We start from the raw sequence: 14817 nt of genomic DNA on the forward strand, positions 1-14817 counted from the left end.
AATGAAATCAATCTATTCAAAAGTTTTAACATTGGCGACACTCTCCATCTTAAATTCCAATATCATGGCACAATCAACCCCAGCATCTCAGGACCCCAACATTGGCCGGGAAACAAGAGCATTCTTAAAAGCTTTGAACAGTGGCGACGGAAAACCGCTGGAAACCCTCTCACCGAAAGACGCCAGGCTGGTCCTGGTTGGAGCTCAAAAATCGGTAAGTTTCGATTATTCCGATATCCAGGAATCAGAAAGAACCATTACCCAGGACGGGCAGACTGTAAAAATCCATATTGTAAAACCCAAAGGTGTACAAGCCGGACTACCCGTATTTATGTTCTTTCACGGCGGCGGATGGGTTTTGGGAGACTACCCTACCCACAAAAGACTGGTTCGTGACCTGGTTGTCAACAGCGGTGCGGTAGCCGTCTTCCCTGATTACACACCATCTCCGGAAGCCAAATTTCCGGCAGCCATCAATCAGGCTTATGCCGCAACAAAATGGGTTGCCGAGCATGGAAAAGAAATCGGGGTTGACGCCAGCAAGCTCGCCGTCGCCGGAAACAGTGTCGGTGGAAATATGGCCGCAGTTGTGGCGTTGATGGCCAAAGACAACAATGGCCCAAAACTAAAACAACAAGTGCTCCTATGGCCAGTCACCGACTCAGACTTCAGCAGGGCTTCTTATACAAAATTTGCGCAGGAACGATTTTTGACAACGCCGTTGATGAAATGGATGTGGGACAATTACCTGCCTGACTTGAAAGAGCGGGACAACAAATACGCGTCCCCACTGAAAGCATCTTTGGAAGAACTGAAAGGTTTGCCTCCTGCACTTGTTCAGGTGGCCGAGAATGATATTCTGCATGATGAAGGTGTGGCCTATGGAAGAAAATTAGATGAGGCCGGAGTTCCGACCACTATCACTGAATACAAAGGCTTTATCCACGATTACGGGATGCTGAATCCGCTGGCGCATATCCACGCTGTACAGGAATCTGTCCTGGATGCTGCGGCTGCTTTGCGAAAGGCACTGTTTGGAAAATAAAATACACTACATTACTAAAGAGTAACACCAAATAGTTTACACTGTTTGGTGCTACTGTATTATATTTGAATTTAAAATTGCGCCACATGCCAAAAAGAGATTCTATTTTAGTGAACAGCATGGATTCCAGCAGCAGTATGGCTGTTGGTCTATGGGATGGTTCCACTCCGGGCATCCTAAAAGCGCTGAATCCACATCGGCATGACCACTATACCTGCATGCTTGTTGAAGCTGGGCAGTTGGAAGTCTTATTTGATTTTGAACAGCTGACCATGCCTGCAGGAACACTTTTTGTCTGCCCACCGCACCAGGTACATCAGATCACCGGGACTGTTGGGGCATCTGGTTATTACATTTCTTTTGAAGGCCATCATATGACCAAATCAACAAAGGACATGCTTGATGCGTCTTTAAATGAAACCATTATATTGTCCCTGTCAGCGGCCGAGCAACAATGGTTTAGGTCAATCCTGGACTCCCTAAAAAATCTGGACCGTATAAACAATACCGCAAGTAAGGAAGTGCAACAGCCCTTGTTGTCAGCTTTTATAGCCCAGGCGGTAATTTGTCACCAGCGCAAATTAGCAGCTGGTTCCATAAGTCATAGCCCCCGGGTTATCAGTATAACCAACGAATTCAGAAATCTTGTAAGGAGTGATTACCGCAGTCTTAAACGCCCCTCAGCATATGCCCAAAGGTTAAATATCTCCGTGGCCCACCTAAACGATGTTGTTAAAAAAGTGACGGGCTTATCTGCATCGGCTCTGATCCAGAAGGAAATACTAAGCGAAGCACAGCGCCTGCTCTATTATTCGCAATTGAGTATTAAGGAAATTTCGGTCCAGCTAGGTTATAAAGATACCAAGTATTTTATCAGGCTTTTCACAAAAAAAGCTGGACGATCACCGGGTGATTACAGAAAGACACTACGTTCCAATCCAGACCTGGATTAGACAAACTATCCTATTGAACTTAGACCCTGCTTCTTTTTTTGTCCACCTTTTACCTTTGTTTGTCAGTTTTCCTGCATTCATTTTTTGATCAATTTTGTACTGTAGAGAACAGTATATCATTTAATATTAATTCTTAGGTCTTATGGAAGGTCATAATTTGGCAGCAAGCCCGACTTATAAATTATCAACCACCCCTGAAGGGATTGTCGATTCTCTTTTGGTTCATTTTAATTCTAGGGATATGGAAACCATGCTCGGCTTCTATGAGGATGATGCAGTCGTTATCAATACCAGCGGTGAGCCCAAACGCGGAAAAATAGCGATCGCCCATGAGCTGCAGCAGTCCTTCGGGTTTGGATTTCCGATGGAAATTGTTGCCAGGAATATTTATTCGACCGATAATCTGGCCTCATTGGTCCTGCATTGGAGAATCACTGGGACAGGAAATAACGGCGAAAAAGTAAATATTACCGGAACTTCAAGCGATTACGCAAAGAAAGGACGGGACGGATATTGGCGGTGCTGGTTTGGAAATCCATTCGGCGTGCAGGTGCGCAGCTTATTTTAATCAATTTTACAAATTTAAATAGTTCAGATATGAAAATCTTAGTAATCGGTGGTACAGGTCTTACTGGAAGGCTGGTCACAAAAAAACTGGCAAACCTTGGTCATCAGGTGATCATTGGTTCACCTTCACATGGAGTGGATCTCATGACCGGAGAAGGTCTTTCGCAAGCACTGGAAAATACGGAAATAGTAATCGATCTATCCAATTCCTCCTCTCCCGAAGAAGAAAATGCAATCCACTTTTTTCAGACCGCAGGAAAGAATCTGGTAAAAGCGGAGCTGGCTGCAAACATCAGGCATCACCTCGTACTTTCCATTGTCGGAACAGACGATGCGCTGGAGATCGGATATCTTCGCGCAAAGAAATACCAGGAAGACAACATCAAAAACTCCGGAATACCTTATACCATCATTCGTTCGACACAGTTTTATGAGCATACCGATGCGATCATTGCCGTTCAGGGCCAGGGTGACGAGGTATTTGTTTCGAAGATCGACTATCAGCCCATTGCCCTGGAAGATGTCACAGATTACATTGTACAGTTTGCACTCGAAGAGCCTAAAAATGGTACGGTAGAGATTGCTGGGCCTACAAGGGCAAATATGGATGATTTTGTCGCGAAATATATCGAGATAGCCGGAAAGCTCATAAAGGTTGTTTCTGACGAGGACAGCAAATATATGCATCTTGTTGTTCCTAGATCACTGCTCGTCCCTGCTGAAGAATATAATGCAGGCAAGATCCATTTTGAGGACTGGGCGTTAAGTACTTTGGAAAATTAAATTCGGTTCTTAACGTGTCCATTATATTATAATTGCTTCCTAAATAAAAAGATGCAGGCATTTACTGACCTGTATCTTTTTATTGTACAGCATGCTGGGCTCATACAGCTATTTAAATTGGCCTTACTTGATCATGAATTTTTGATTGATAAGAGCTTTCGGTGCTCCATCATGCTTTGACCTCTTTAAAAAGTTCTACTGACAAACAACGCCCGGCGCTTAGTATCATTGATGATATTACCAATAAATCGACAGTGCTATCTTCCTAATTTTGTATTAGTTTTTAATACAGAAAAATGAAAGCAGTTATTTTAAAAAAACAGGGCGATGTCTCGCAATTGGAATTAAAAGATCTACCCATTCCAAGTCCTGGTAAAGGTGAAGTATTGGTAAAAGCACAGGCTATAGGAATCAACCCTACAGATATTTATGCCAGGACAAATGTAGCATTGGATTATATATTTAACGATGAATCACCTAAAATATTGGGCTGGGATATCGCAGGTGATATTGTGGAGCTGGGTGAAGGTGTCTCAGACTTTGCAGTAGGAAACGCAGTTTTTGGTCTGCTCAATTTCCCGACTTCTAGCAGCCCAGGACATGGCAAAGGGTATGCAGAATATGTAGTGGCCCGTGTCAAGGATATTGCGCTGAAACCGGAGAATATCTCTTATCAGCAAGCTGCCGCTGTGCCTCTTGCCGCTTTAACGACTTGGCAACCTCTAAATAAAGTCAAAATTAAATCCGGAGACCGTGTTCTGATTACAGCAGCAGGTGGCGGAGTCGGTCATCTGGCCATACAGATTGCAAAGAGCTTCGGAGCATATGTTATTGCGATAGCCTCAGGTTCAAAAAAAGAGCTTCTTATGGAACTTGGTGCGGATGAATTTATAGATTATCAGACAACAAATTTTTTGGATATCCTTCCGCCTGTGGATTATGTAATTGAGGCCTTGCGTGATGAGCATATCGAGCAGACCATCAAAGTGCTCAAGAAGGGCGGAAACCTACTGAGTTTATGGAACCACATCGAGGGAACAAAATGGGAAGTTTTGGCAAAAGAAAAAAATGTCAACATTTTCTACAACGCAGTAATATCAAGTGGAACGGACATAAAAGCTTTGGCCCATTTAATGTCCAAGGGTATCCTTCGACCGTACGTTTCAAAAACATTTAAACTTGAAGAAATGGCGCTAGCCCATCAGGAAATGGAGACAAACCATACAACCGGTAAGATTGTTGTTAGTTTGCAGTAGGTTAACTTTTGGCAGATATACTGCTTGATGTCCCGGTAACAAAAAATCTTATCAATTCTGATAAGATTTTTTTGTTTAAAAGCCAGAAGACAAACTTGTTGAGATCGCTATACACTTTCAATAATTAATTTACGGTGTCTTTTTCCCCACTCGATCATCTGGTTTATCAGTATAGCGTATTCTTTGGAATATTCGGTAAATTCGTATTCGATGATGACAGGACTGTCAGAATACGTTCTTCTTGTAATAATCTTATTATCCAGAAGCTCTTTTAAACTCCTAGATAGCATTCTTGTGGTTATCCCCGGAATACTGCGTTGGATATCCTTAAAATGCTTATTGCCACTACAGATTGAAAACAGAATAGGCAACTTCCACTTCCCTCCGATCACATATATGGTGTCCTGCAGGGCCCGCGTATTTTCTGCGGTCAAAGGAATGACATTAATATCTTTCATATTTTTTTATTAAAATTATTAAAATATTTTCAATGATCAGGCAGTCAACTCACTGATTTTCTGCCCTTAAATTCAAATCACAGGTGGTTCCACCTGTGATACCGCTAGGCTAACGGTAAATAATAAAACCTTAAATTTGTCTATCAAGTGGTATGCATTACAGTTTTTATTACGATGGGCCGAAAAAAAAATTTTATTGAAGAAGATATACTGGACAGATCGATTGTTCTTTTTCAGCAGCTGGGTTATCACGCAACCTCACCTGAAGAACTCGTCAACCATCTTAAGATCAGCCGCTCAAGCCTATATGCAACATTTGGTGACAAACGCGGTCTTCTAATAAGGGCTCTCCATCGATATTCAAAATTAACCACTGACGCCCTTGAGCAGATCAGGCGCAATGCCAAAAACCCGAGGGACGGTATCAGCAAGATCTTCGATCTGGCTGTCAAAGGATGCTACCACCCCGGAATGCCCAATGGATGTTTCCTTGTTAACTCCATCATTGAGTTCGGTCCGCACGATGAGCAGGCCCTCCAGATCATCCGGCAAAGCTACAACGACAGCAGGGATGCAATATTACATTTCCTGGAAATGCTAAAGAACTCCTCTCCTTCGCACAGCAATCTCGATATAGAAACTGTCACCGACTCTTTGGTAAACACTATGTCAGGAATGGTCGTATCCACCAAAGCGGGTATGGATGAAGAGGCCTGCCGCAAAATGATCGAGCAGACACTTTCCATTTTAAAATGATAAAAACCGGGTTCCATTTCCGAAACCCGGTTCCCCTTATTAATTGATAGTAGTTTAAACTAAAATATCCAATATGGTTCTTTTAAGCTGTAGTCTGGTGATCTTCCATCCTTGTTCTGTTTTAAGTAGTTCCAGATGGTAATGACCAAAACCATGCAGCTTTTTGTAGGGGATCTCTTCCCTCTGCGCAAAGTTGATCAGATCTTCCATTGCCCATATCGCTGTGGCACGGTGTTCGGACAACAGTTCAATTTCTGGGCTATGTACGTGATGGGCAGAGCGGGCACCTTCCAGCACTGGTGCGGTTACATTCACCATTTCTTGGGGACTGTTAAACTCAAAAAGCCGCTCGCCTTTTTCTCCTTCGAAGAGCATATGGACATTTTCGTCAAATAATTCTTTAAAGGAATCCCACTGCTTTGTATCGACGAACCTGGTGTACCGGGCCATTACTTTTTTGATCTCGACAATTGCAATGAGATCTTCATGACTTAAATTTTTCATAGCTATAATTTATGCGCTGATACCGCCGTCAATTACGATACTGCTACCGGTAATATAGGAAGATTCAGGTCCGGCAAGGAAGTTTGCAAGTGCAGCAATTTCCTCCACCTTTCCAAGACGCTTAAGCGGAATAGCATTTGTATAAGCCTGACGGATCTCCTCATCTTTGGGCATCATATCTGTATCAGTTGCACCGGGCAGAATTGCATTCACTGTAATATTTCTTGGGCCAAGATCCCATGCAAGCCCTCTGCTGTATGCCGAAACCGCGGCTTTGGTCGCAACGTAATCAGCCATACCGGGGCCTCCTATTCTATTTCCTCCAACGGATCCGATGTTGATGATTCTTCCGCCATCGGGCATGAATTTAATAACTGTTCTAACCGCCTCAGCTACAGCGCGGATATTCACGTCTATCATCTTGTTGTAGCCTTCAGCCTGAAGGGAAGCTTGGTCAATTGTTCCTGGGATGGCGACAGCGGCATTATTTACAAGGATATCAATCTTTCCGAACTTGGCATTAGCCTGACCCAGTGCACTTTCTAAACGGCCCGCTTCTGAGGCATCAGCATGGATGGCAAGCGCTTTTACCCCCTGCGCTTCTATTTCCGCTACAATCTTTTCTGCTTTTTCTGTTGAGTTGGCGTAGGTGAATACGATATTGGCTCCTTCGGAAGCAAAACGTCTTACAATTGCTTCTCCCATTCCTCTTGTACCGCCTGTTACAAATGCGGTCTTATTTTCTAGTGTTTTCATTGTTTTAAAGTATATTTCAATTACTGGAATTTTAGTTCCAAAATTAGTCATTATGAGAATCACTTTTTAAGTTGGTATCACCAATGATATTTAAACCAGCGGGCTTATAAACTAATTTCTAACTTTGTAGATCCGATGTAATTAACTTTTCGGTTTCCCGAAAACCATATACAATGCAGAAAAAAGCATTATGAAATTGACGATATGTGAAGGAAAAGAAGATTGGGGAAGATTATAAAACCATTCCACCGTCCATAAGGATTTCCGTTCCGGTCATGAAACTTGCCACATTGTTATCTGACAGGTAAATAACAGCTTTGGCTACATCTTCCGCAGTTCCCATTTTTTGTAAGGGGATTCCGCTGATTAACCATTCATCAAGACCTTCCAATGTTTTTTCGTCCAATCCTGCTTTGGTCATAATCTCCGTTTTTATAGGCCCCGGACTGACCAAATTTACTCTGATTTTTCTTGGTGCCAATTCTGCGGCAGCAGTTTTTGCAATGGAATTCAATGCTGCTTTGCTTGCCTGGTAAATCGAGCTATTTGGTTTAGATGTGGTCGCGACGTTGGATGAAAGAAACACTACTGAAGCACCATCGTTCAACAGGGGAATAAATTTGCTCAAAGTAAAATAAGCTCCTCTGAAATTAATACCCATTACATTGTCAAAATTTTCGGCACTCATATTTTCGATCGGGCCTAAACTTCCGGTGATGCCTGCATTAATAAACAGGATGTCAACTTTTCCGAATTGCTTTTCAACTTCGATTTTGAACTGATCAATGTCATCTAATTTCCCCTGATCCGCCACAAAAGAAATAGCTCCTAGCTCCGCAGCAGCCTTCTCAATGGCTTCTTTTCGTCTTCCGGTGATAATGACTTGTGCTCCTTCGGCGATTAACTCTTTTGCGGTTGCATATCCTATTCCGCTGTTTCCACCTGTTACGATGGCTAATTTGTTATTGAACTTTTTCATTTCTTTGATTTTTTCTACAAAGTTATAGGGGAAATGGTATACTTTTGTTATCAGTATAACAGAGTATATCAGTATCATTGATTATATCATTTAACTTTGTAACCATGGAAAGAGATCAGACAGAAGAACTTAGAGCGTTGCAGGACACTCTTTATTTCATTGGAGGAAAGTGGCGAATCCCAGTCATTAATTCGCTTTGCAATGGCAACCGACGTTTTCGCGAAATTGAAAGAAGTATCCCCGGGATTACGACAAGAATGCTTTCAAAAGAACTGAAAGATATGGAGTTAAATAAGTTGGTTAAACGAACTGTTTATCCCGATATTCCTGTTTTAATTGAATATGAACCCACTGCATATTGCAGGACTTTCGGGAATATTATTTCGGAAATGATTATTTGGGGTAGAGAACATCGAAAAATGATTGTGGAGGATAAGGTTTAGAATCGTATTATTTGTGCTACAATTGTTCGGCTAAAAAGCCGCTGATGATAGTACATATGAAATGCTTACAAAGTTCTTTAAGGAAATAGGTCATCCTGTAAGCCATGAATTAAACAGAGATTATTATTCCCTATACACAACGAACAATAACAATATGTATCATGGCCGTTGCGCTATTAAATACCCAGGATAGTTTTTTTGGTTTAACCTCACAGTCAAATGGATTTTTAGTTGAACTTTTGCTAATTGCTATTAAATGCGATTTGAAACTGGCTTTGCTATCTCATTTGGCGTCTTTCCAAATTCTTTCTTGAACGCGTAGGAAAAATGCGACAGGTCTTCAAAACCTACTTCGAGATAGACATCACTTGGTTTCTTGGATTGCTCGGCGATTTGAAAATAAGCTTCCTGCAATCTTTTCTTCTTGAGCCAGATGCCCGGGGTCGTTCCGAATATGCGTTGAAAATCCCGCTTGAAGGTCGATAGGCTCCTCCCCGTAAAAAATGCAAACTTTTCCAGGCTGATGTTAAACCTGAAATTTTTGTTCATGTATTCCTCTAAATTAATCCGATCAGGTAACGAGAAATTGAACAATATGTTAATCAGGTCAGGATTCGATTTCAATAGAATAATCAATAATTCCTCTCTCTTTACGTCAACAAAATCCGCACTGATCTCAAGATCACCGGTATAGTAAGGTTCCAGTGATATTATAAAATTCTGGATGAGCTTGTTTCCCGGTATAAAAATAAAGGAGTCACTGATGGTTGATGGCCGGACGTCATAAACATGCCGTTCAAGGAAGCGCTTCAGGAATGCTTCATCCAGGGTGATGATGATTTTTTCGAACGCATCATTGTCCTTGTATTTCGTATAACGTACCAAATGATTTTTCCGGGCGATACAATAGTCGCCCGGTGTCATTGTGTAGTTTTTCTCGCCGTCATAAGCCTTCATATCGCCCTTCAATAAGTATAGAAAATAGTTTTCCGGTATATAGTTCTCGGGAGAGATCTCCGGGCCAAGGTGACAGGATTGGATGTTGTTAACTTTCATGGTTTACCAAATATACTGATCCCTACAGATTAATTTTGCGGATTACTGAAATTGTAACTGTCCACACTTGCAAGTATCGCTTCCTCTCTGGTGCGGGGCTTCCAGCCCAGTGTTTCAGCGGCTTTTTTATTGGACATCTGCGTATACTCTTCGACTGGAGTGGGCTGCATGGAAGCAATTTTTCCGGCCAATTTGGGCCGTTCTTTTTTGATCAGTTCCGCCACATCATAAAAAGACATCGCCCCTTCCGATGTTGCTAGAAATCGCTGTCCGGCAGCTTCGGGATGTAACATAGCCTTAATGTGGATATCAGCAGCATCGCGCACATCCACCGCACCAAATGTAAATGGTGCATTTTCCTTAATGTGTCCCTCCACAATTCCCTTGACGACAGTATCCAGGGAGGCCGAGGAAATACCGCCAAGTATAGGACCAAAAATTCCGACGGGATTGATGACCGTTAACTCCATAGCAGGGGCTTCATCCTCCATAAATTGCCATGCGGCTTTTTCTGCAATTGTTTTTGATTTTATATAAGCCTGTACCGGTGCGTTTTCATCGGTCCAGTCAAGTTCTGTAAAAACATGATTTCTAGGATCGATGCTATAACCGATTGCAGCAAAAGAGGATGTGAGCACCACGCGCTTAACTCCAGCCTTTTTCGCAGCTTTCAATGCTCTCAACGTACCTTCTTTTGCGGGGATAATCAGCTCATTTTCGTCTTTGGGCTGCTCAGCCACAAATGGGGAAGCAACATGAAGGACATAATCACAACCTTGTGCTGCTTCATCCCAACCATTATCGGAGAGCAGATCGGCCTCATAAAAAGACAGCTGATCAAAAGTGCTGATGCCACCCGCTGTAAGGGCATCCAAAATTTCGTTTTTACGGGAGAGCGTGCGCAGTGTTGTTCTTACGGTAAATCCTTTTGTGAGTAATTCAAGAATAATATTTACGCCCAAAAATCCGGTACCGCCGGTTACTAAAACTGTTTGATTGTTCATTTCAGATCAATTATTAGAATTTGTAAGTCAATTGTATGGCGTTTTCCGCATATTCCCAGAGCCTTTTGGCAAGCGCTTCATCGTTCATGGCTGCTGTATGATGGCCGGACAAGGCCGGATATCCCGCATATTCTTTCGGACCGTCCGGGCCGTAGAATTTACCACCCTCAACGGATGGATCTGTTGCTGCAAACAGGCTTGGCAGGGCACCCTGCCAGGGCTCCATCACCTGATCAAATGCAGCAAACATACCTTCCAGATTTTCACCCGGGATATTCCGCTGTAAATCGGTTCGCGTGACGCCGGGATGCGCCGCCACAGAAATGGCCGATATACGGGCATTTTTGAATCTCTGGTCCAGCTCGTAGCTAAACAAGATATCTGCCAGCTTGCTTACGGCATATTCACGCCATTCATCATAGCTCTTTTCCAGTCTGAGGTTGTCAAAGTCAATGCTGTCCACCAAAGTAGCCGCCCCACTGGAAAGTGTCACTACTCGGGCATTGGCGGTCTGCTTAACGAGCGGCAGCAAATATCCTGTCAGCGCAAAATGCCCCATAAAGTTTACGCCGAACTGCATTTCAAAGCCGTCATCCGTTTTAGCAGCTGGAGGAACCATCACTCCGGCATTGTTGATGAGCATATCCAGTTTTGTATGCTTTTGCATAAAGTGATCTGCAAATTCCCGAATCAGGCCGATGTTTGCGAGGTCCAGCATTCCATAGTCCAATGTTCCCACCCCAGCCGTTTCGGACTGGATTTTTTGGATAGCATCTTTTCCTTTCTGGAAATCCCTTGCGGCAATGGTCACATGTGCACCTGCTTCATACAGCGCTTTTGCTGTTTCAAACCCAATACCGGTGTTTGATCCGGTGACGATTGCTATTTTCCCCGATAAATCAGGGATGTTATTTTTTGTCCACATAACCTTTAATTTTTTACAAAGTTCGTCGAATTGCTATTATGTCGTTTTGTTGTGGAGTTCAAATTTCCTTTGTTGTGGAGTTCACCTTTCCGTTATATTCCGAGGGTTTGCGAGTTGTACCAGAATTCGTTCCGCTCCAATACTTTTACCGGGCCTTGTCCGAATTTTTGGATGCCATGTTCTGACATGCCTGTGTCATTTAAGATTTTTTCGATAAAGGGAGCTTATGAAATACTTCTGGTCCATTTCCACAGCTCCCTATAAACGTATGTATTAATCTTCTATTTCCAGATGAGTACTCAAGGCAATACGGTTCCAGCCATTGATGGTGACGATGAGCATGATGATCTGAGCGATCTGGTTTTCGGAGAAAATCTCGGATGCCTTGCTGTAGGTTTCTTCACTTAATCCATGTTGGTGGATAAGGGTTATTTCCTCTGTCATAGCCAGTATGATCTGCTCTTCCTCGGTGAAAAATTTGGCAGCCTCCCTCCAGGCACTCAACAAAAAGATACGCTCCGGTTTTTCACCATTTTTAATGGCATCCTTGGTGTGCATGCTGATACAGTAAGCACAGTTGTTGATCTGTGATGCCCTGATTTTGGCCAGCTCTTTTAGCGTTTGTGAGATATCAATTTTTGACAGATAACCCTCTAATCCTAACATTGCTTTGAATGCCTGTGGTTCCGTTGTGCTGATGTTGATTCGTTTTTCCATTTTCTTATTTTTAAATTTGATATTACAAATTTGGAAAATGGAGTGCCGGAAAAACTTAAACGGGTTTAAGAAAAATTCTTTTTGCGGATTTCGCTGAGATACTCGGGTGTAAAGCCCAGATAGGAAGCAACGTTAAGCCTTCCAACATTTGCATTTTACGTCACCTGCAGATAGAAGGCCAGGCGTGGCGCTGCAACCGCGAAGAGCATATAAAAAGGATCCCAGGTACAATAAAGTAAAGGCCTAATTCTAATGCTGAAACAATTTATAGAGTAATCACGATTTTACCAACCGTTCTCCCCGTTTCCTGTTCCAGATGCGCTGCTCTCATTTGCTCAAAGGGAAAAGATTTGGAAACATGAGGTTTTACAGCTCCACTTTCCAATAAAGAAGCGATCTGTTTCATATCCTCTCCGCTGGACTGTACAAGAATAAAATAACCTTTCACACCTTTGGATTCTGCTTTTGAAGTTACATCTTCATTCAGACCTGTCGGAATACTGATGATGGAACCGCCTTCTTTGGTCACTTCGAGCGAATGGTCGATATTGTCCCCGCCAATTGTATCCAATACAAAATCAAAAGTTCTGCCTGCTGATTTCCAGTCGAAGACGTGATAATCGATATGGGAATCTGCACCTAAACTCATGACAAAATCTTTATTTTTTGGGGAAGAAGTTCCCGTCACTTTCGCCCCTAAATATTTGGCAATCTGTATAGCGATATGTCCTACTCCACCAGAAGCTGCGTGGACCAAAACATTTTGCCCTTGCTGAATATTCGCATGGTGAACCAAAGCCTGATACGCAGTTAGCGCAACCAAAGTAGAAGCCGCGGCGTCTTCAAAAGAGATATTTTTGGGCTTTAGGGCTAATTGATGGGCCGGAGCTGCGACATATTCTGCATACGCTTTTCCGTGGCCTGGAAAATTGACCATTCCGAAAACTTCATCGCCAACTTTAAAAGCTGAACTTTTAGTTTCTTCTACTATTCCGGAAATATCCCAACCCAAAATCAATGGATTTTCTGTTTTAATTCTTCCGTAAACTCCTTTTCCGGCGCGGCTTTTTACATCTACCGGATTGATGCTGATGGCTTTTACTTGGATTAATACTTCGCCTTCGTTAATGGTTGGTTTTGCCAGTTCTACGTATGCTAAATTGTCTACATTTCCTGCTTCTTTTAATACAATTGCTTTCATAATATTGATATTTTTTAAATGTTATTTATTTGAATTACTTTAATTTAAATCTTGAAATGAGTTCAATTTCTTAACGGTTTCGCATTGATTTTCAGCTTATATATCACAACCGGAAATGTCACTCTACTTTTTCCGTTCTCAAACGCCGCCAAACGGTTCAGCTGGCCTGTCGGAATCCATAGATATCCATTGTCATCAATCCATAAAGCGTCTGCCCAGAGTAGCCTTTTGTCTTTAATAATGAGACTTTCTTTTCCATCCTGTGATATTTTGATGATTTCACTGTTATTGACATCGCTTACGTAGATATTTCCATCTGCATCGATAGCTGTCCCTCCTGTTGATGGGGTTTTATAGAATAATTTGACTTTGGAAGCCAAATCTTTTTCGGAGAGATTTTCATCATTCAGATATTGTGTTTGCACTCTCCAAAGTGGGCCGCTTGCAGGCTGAAAATAAAGCCATTTTCCATCAGGAGAAATTTCTAATTGGTCAGCGTGGATTCTCACTTCATTGCCTTTTTCATCTTTCATAACTTTTCCTTCCGCTTTTATCGGTAAATTATCGGTGGTTGAAGGATGATTTTCAAGAACCCTTCTGCCTTTTCCAGTTGTTTTATCTACGATTATTAAAGCTGGTTCGCCGGCATCTGTCAGATAAATCGTGTTTCCTGAAATTCTTAGATCATCAATGAAAGTCGAAGGTTTTGCAATTTCCGAAAGTGGAATAATCTGTTGTACGGTATTGGTTTTAATGTCAATCGAAACCAATTTCAACGCATTTCCTACTAATGGCTTTTGTCCCATTGATGGTGTCCCTGTATCTAGTATCCAAAGCAAACCGTCCGGTCCTATTCTCAGAGAATTGGTTCTTACAAACTTCTCATTTACGTCTGCTCCTAACTTCCAATTGTTCCAGTCTTCATTTGGATAGGGAATGATTTTTCCATTTTTCAGAACCTCTCCGATCCTCATACCTTTATCGCCCTCGATTCTGGGGAAATTAACGAAGATCCTGCCTTCGCTATTTGTTGTTACCCCATTCCAAACGACCGTTGAACTTGCTACGGGAATAAGCTGTGCTTTTACCGATGAAACGGCTGCTATAAATGTTATCAATCCAATTATTATCTTCATAACTTGCTTTGTTTTTGATATAGCAAAGTTATATTGCACTGCAGCGGATAAATAGTTCATTTTACGGAAAGAATAGCACAGACGTACGAAAAATCAAAAATCCTCCAATAACGGAGGATAATCCAGGAAAGCTTGGCTCTTCTCTAAGCAAAAGTTGCTTGTTCGCCGCCAACGAAAAAGTCATCATATTGGTAATAATCCGTGGAGCGGATCATTAAAAAAAGTCACAGGAAACTAATGAAGTTTCATTGTGACTTTAACAAGCAGAATTGCAGTAA

General features: G+C 42.2%; 17 protein-coding genes. 7 read left to right on the top strand and 10 right to left on the bottom strand.

What is annotated here, in order from left to right; translation table 11 throughout:
* Window position 1: 1 nt before the first annotated feature.
* The 5 genes from BWD42_RS04890 (at window position 2) to BWD42_RS04910 (ending at window position 4604) form a co-directional block, all read left to right on the top strand.
* On the top strand, window positions 2–1045 hold the full coding sequence (locus BWD42_RS04890; protein WP_217699996.1) for an alpha/beta hydrolase: 1044 nt from the start codon (window positions 2–4) through the stop codon (window positions 1043–1045).
* Between the two features lie 86 nt (window positions 1046–1131).
* Window positions 1132–1998 (top strand): AraC family transcriptional regulator, encoded by an 867-nt coding sequence (locus BWD42_RS04895; protein WP_077433692.1) that lies wholly within the window; start codon window positions 1132–1134, stop codon window positions 1996–1998.
* Window positions 1999–2140: 142 nt separating this feature from the next.
* Window positions 2141–2566, top strand: coding sequence for a YybH family protein (locus BWD42_RS04900; protein WP_077433694.1), 426 nt, complete (start codon window positions 2141–2143; stop codon window positions 2564–2566).
* Window positions 2567–2595: 29 nt separating this feature from the next.
* Window positions 2596–3348, top strand: a complete 753-nt coding sequence (locus BWD42_RS04905) for an SDR family oxidoreductase (RefSeq protein WP_077433696.1) — start codon at window positions 2596–2598, stop codon at window positions 3346–3348.
* A gap of 296 nt (window positions 3349–3644) precedes the next feature.
* Window positions 3645–4604, top strand: coding sequence for an NADP-dependent oxidoreductase (locus tag BWD42_RS04910; protein WP_077433698.1), 960 nt, complete (start codon window positions 3645–3647; stop codon window positions 4602–4604).
* 107 nt (window positions 4605–4711) lie between these two features.
* Here the strand turns inward: BWD42_RS04910 and BWD42_RS04915 are convergent, their stop codons facing one another.
* Window positions 4712–5062: a winged helix-turn-helix transcriptional regulator gene (locus BWD42_RS04915; protein WP_077433700.1), complete on the bottom strand. Its 351-nt coding sequence runs from the start codon at window positions 5060–5062 to the stop codon at window positions 4712–4714.
* A gap of 147 nt (window positions 5063–5209) precedes the next feature.
* Between BWD42_RS04915 and BWD42_RS04920 the strand changes: the two genes are divergently transcribed.
* Window positions 5210–5818: a TetR/AcrR family transcriptional regulator gene (locus tag BWD42_RS04920; RefSeq protein WP_139351019.1), complete on the top strand. Its 609-nt coding sequence runs from the start codon at window positions 5210–5212 to the stop codon at window positions 5816–5818.
* Window positions 5819–5872: 54 nt separating this feature from the next.
* On the opposite strand, the gene BWD42_RS04925 is transcribed toward BWD42_RS04920, so the two are convergent.
* The 3 genes from BWD42_RS04925 to BWD42_RS04935 form a co-directional block, all read right to left on the bottom strand.
* Entirely contained in the window at window positions 5873–6322 is a 450-nt protein-coding gene (locus tag BWD42_RS04925; RefSeq protein ID WP_077433704.1) for a nuclear transport factor 2 family protein, read from the bottom strand.
* A 9-nt stretch (window positions 6323–6331) separates the two neighbouring features.
* Window positions 6332–7078: an SDR family NAD(P)-dependent oxidoreductase gene (locus BWD42_RS04930; RefSeq protein WP_077433706.1), complete on the bottom strand. Its 747-nt coding sequence runs from the start codon at window positions 7076–7078 to the stop codon at window positions 6332–6334.
* A 232-nt stretch (window positions 7079–7310) separates the two neighbouring features.
* Complete coding sequence (locus tag BWD42_RS04935; protein WP_175991954.1) at window positions 7311–8057, bottom strand: SDR family oxidoreductase; 747 nt, start codon at window positions 8055–8057, stop codon at window positions 7311–7313.
* A 104-nt stretch (window positions 8058–8161) separates the two neighbouring features.
* Here BWD42_RS04935 and BWD42_RS04940 point away from each other — a divergent pair, with 104 nt between their 5' ends.
* Window positions 8162–8500 (top strand): winged helix-turn-helix transcriptional regulator, encoded by a 339-nt coding sequence (locus tag BWD42_RS04940; protein ID WP_077433710.1) that lies wholly within the window; start codon window positions 8162–8164, stop codon window positions 8498–8500.
* 252 nt (window positions 8501–8752) lie between these two features.
* Here the strand turns inward: BWD42_RS04940 and BWD42_RS04945 are convergent, their stop codons facing one another.
* The 6 genes from BWD42_RS04945 to BWD42_RS04970 all read right to left on the bottom strand — a co-directional run bounded on the left by BWD42_RS04945 (window position 8753) and on the right by BWD42_RS04970 (window position 14539).
* Entirely contained in the window at window positions 8753–9556 is an 804-nt protein-coding gene (locus BWD42_RS04945; protein ID WP_077433712.1) for a helix-turn-helix domain-containing protein, read from the bottom strand.
* A gap of 29 nt (window positions 9557–9585) precedes the next feature.
* A complete protein-coding gene (locus tag BWD42_RS04950; RefSeq protein ID WP_077433714.1) occupies window positions 9586–10560 on the bottom strand; it encodes an SDR family oxidoreductase in 975 nt (324 codons plus the stop codon).
* Between the two features lie 13 nt (window positions 10561–10573).
* On the bottom strand, window positions 10574–11485 hold the full coding sequence (locus tag BWD42_RS04955) for an oxidoreductase (protein ID WP_077433716.1): 912 nt from the start codon (window positions 11483–11485) through the stop codon (window positions 10574–10576).
* 273 nt (window positions 11486–11758) lie between these two features.
* The gene (locus tag BWD42_RS04960) at window positions 11759–12202 is read right to left on the bottom strand and encodes a carboxymuconolactone decarboxylase family protein (RefSeq protein WP_077433718.1); all 444 of its coding nucleotides are present in this window, start codon (window positions 12200–12202) and stop codon (window positions 11759–11761) included.
* A 265-nt stretch (window positions 12203–12467) separates the two neighbouring features.
* Entirely contained in the window at window positions 12468–13403 is a 936-nt protein-coding gene (locus tag BWD42_RS04965) for an NADP-dependent oxidoreductase (RefSeq protein ID WP_077433720.1), read from the bottom strand.
* 62 nt (window positions 13404–13465) lie between these two features.
* Window positions 13466–14539, bottom strand: a complete 1074-nt coding sequence (locus BWD42_RS04970) for an L-dopachrome tautomerase-related protein (protein WP_139351020.1) — start codon at window positions 14537–14539, stop codon at window positions 13466–13468.
* Window positions 14540–14817 lie beyond the last annotated feature (278 nt).

Origin of the sequence: Sphingobacterium sp. CZ-UAM (assembly GCF_002000245.1) — a bacterium.
GTDB lineage: Bacteria > Bacteroidota > Bacteroidia > Sphingobacteriales > Sphingobacteriaceae > Sphingobacterium.

Bases quoted from the DNA above. Each gene is read 5' to 3' on its own strand.
- BWD42_RS04890 (WP_217699996.1), top strand. From the start codon at position 2: ATGAAATCAATCTATTCAAAAGTTTTAACATTGGCGACACTCTCCATC.
- BWD42_RS04895 (WP_077433692.1), top strand. From the start codon at position 1,132: ATGCCAAAAAGAGATTCTATTTTAGTGAACAGCATGGATTCCAGCAGC.
- BWD42_RS04900 (WP_077433694.1), top strand. From the start codon at position 2,141: ATGGAAGGTCATAATTTGGCAGCAAGCCCGACTTATAAATTATCAACC.
- BWD42_RS04905 (WP_077433696.1), top strand. From the start codon at position 2,596: ATGAAAATCTTAGTAATCGGTGGTACAGGTCTTACTGGAAGGCTGGTC.
- BWD42_RS04910 (WP_077433698.1), top strand. From the start codon at position 3,645: ATGAAAGCAGTTATTTTAAAAAAACAGGGCGATGTCTCGCAATTGGAA.
- BWD42_RS04915 (WP_077433700.1), bottom strand. From the start codon at position 5,062: ATGAAAGATATTAATGTCATTCCTTTGACCGCAGAAAATACGCGGGCC.
- BWD42_RS04925 (WP_077433704.1), bottom strand. From the start codon at position 6,322: ATGAAAAATTTAAGTCATGAAGATCTCATTGCAATTGTCGAGATCAAA.
- BWD42_RS04930 (WP_077433706.1), bottom strand. From the start codon at position 7,078: ATGAAAACACTAGAAAATAAGACCGCATTTGTAACAGGCGGTACAAGA.
- BWD42_RS04935 (WP_175991954.1), bottom strand. From the start codon at position 8,057: ATGAAAAAGTTCAATAACAAATTAGCCATCGTAACAGGTGGAAACAGC.
- BWD42_RS04940 (WP_077433710.1), top strand. From the start codon at position 8,162: ATGGAAAGAGATCAGACAGAAGAACTTAGAGCGTTGCAGGACACTCTT.
- BWD42_RS04945 (WP_077433712.1), bottom strand. From the start codon at position 9,556: ATGAAAGTTAACAACATCCAATCCTGTCACCTTGGCCCGGAGATCTCT.
- BWD42_RS04950 (WP_077433714.1), bottom strand. From the start codon at position 10,560: ATGAACAATCAAACAGTTTTAGTAACCGGCGGTACCGGATTTTTGGGC.
- BWD42_RS04955 (WP_077433716.1), bottom strand. From the start codon at position 11,485: ATGTGGACAAAAAATAACATCCCTGATTTATCGGGGAAAATAGCAATC.
- BWD42_RS04960 (WP_077433718.1), bottom strand. From the start codon at position 12,202: ATGGAAAAACGAATCAACATCAGCACAACGGAACCACAGGCATTCAAA.
- BWD42_RS04965 (WP_077433720.1), bottom strand. From the start codon at position 13,403: ATGAAAGCAATTGTATTAAAAGAAGCAGGAAATGTAGACAATTTAGCA.
- BWD42_RS04970 (WP_139351020.1), bottom strand. From the start codon at position 14,539: ATGAAGATAATAATTGGATTGATAACATTTATAGCAGCCGTTTCATCG.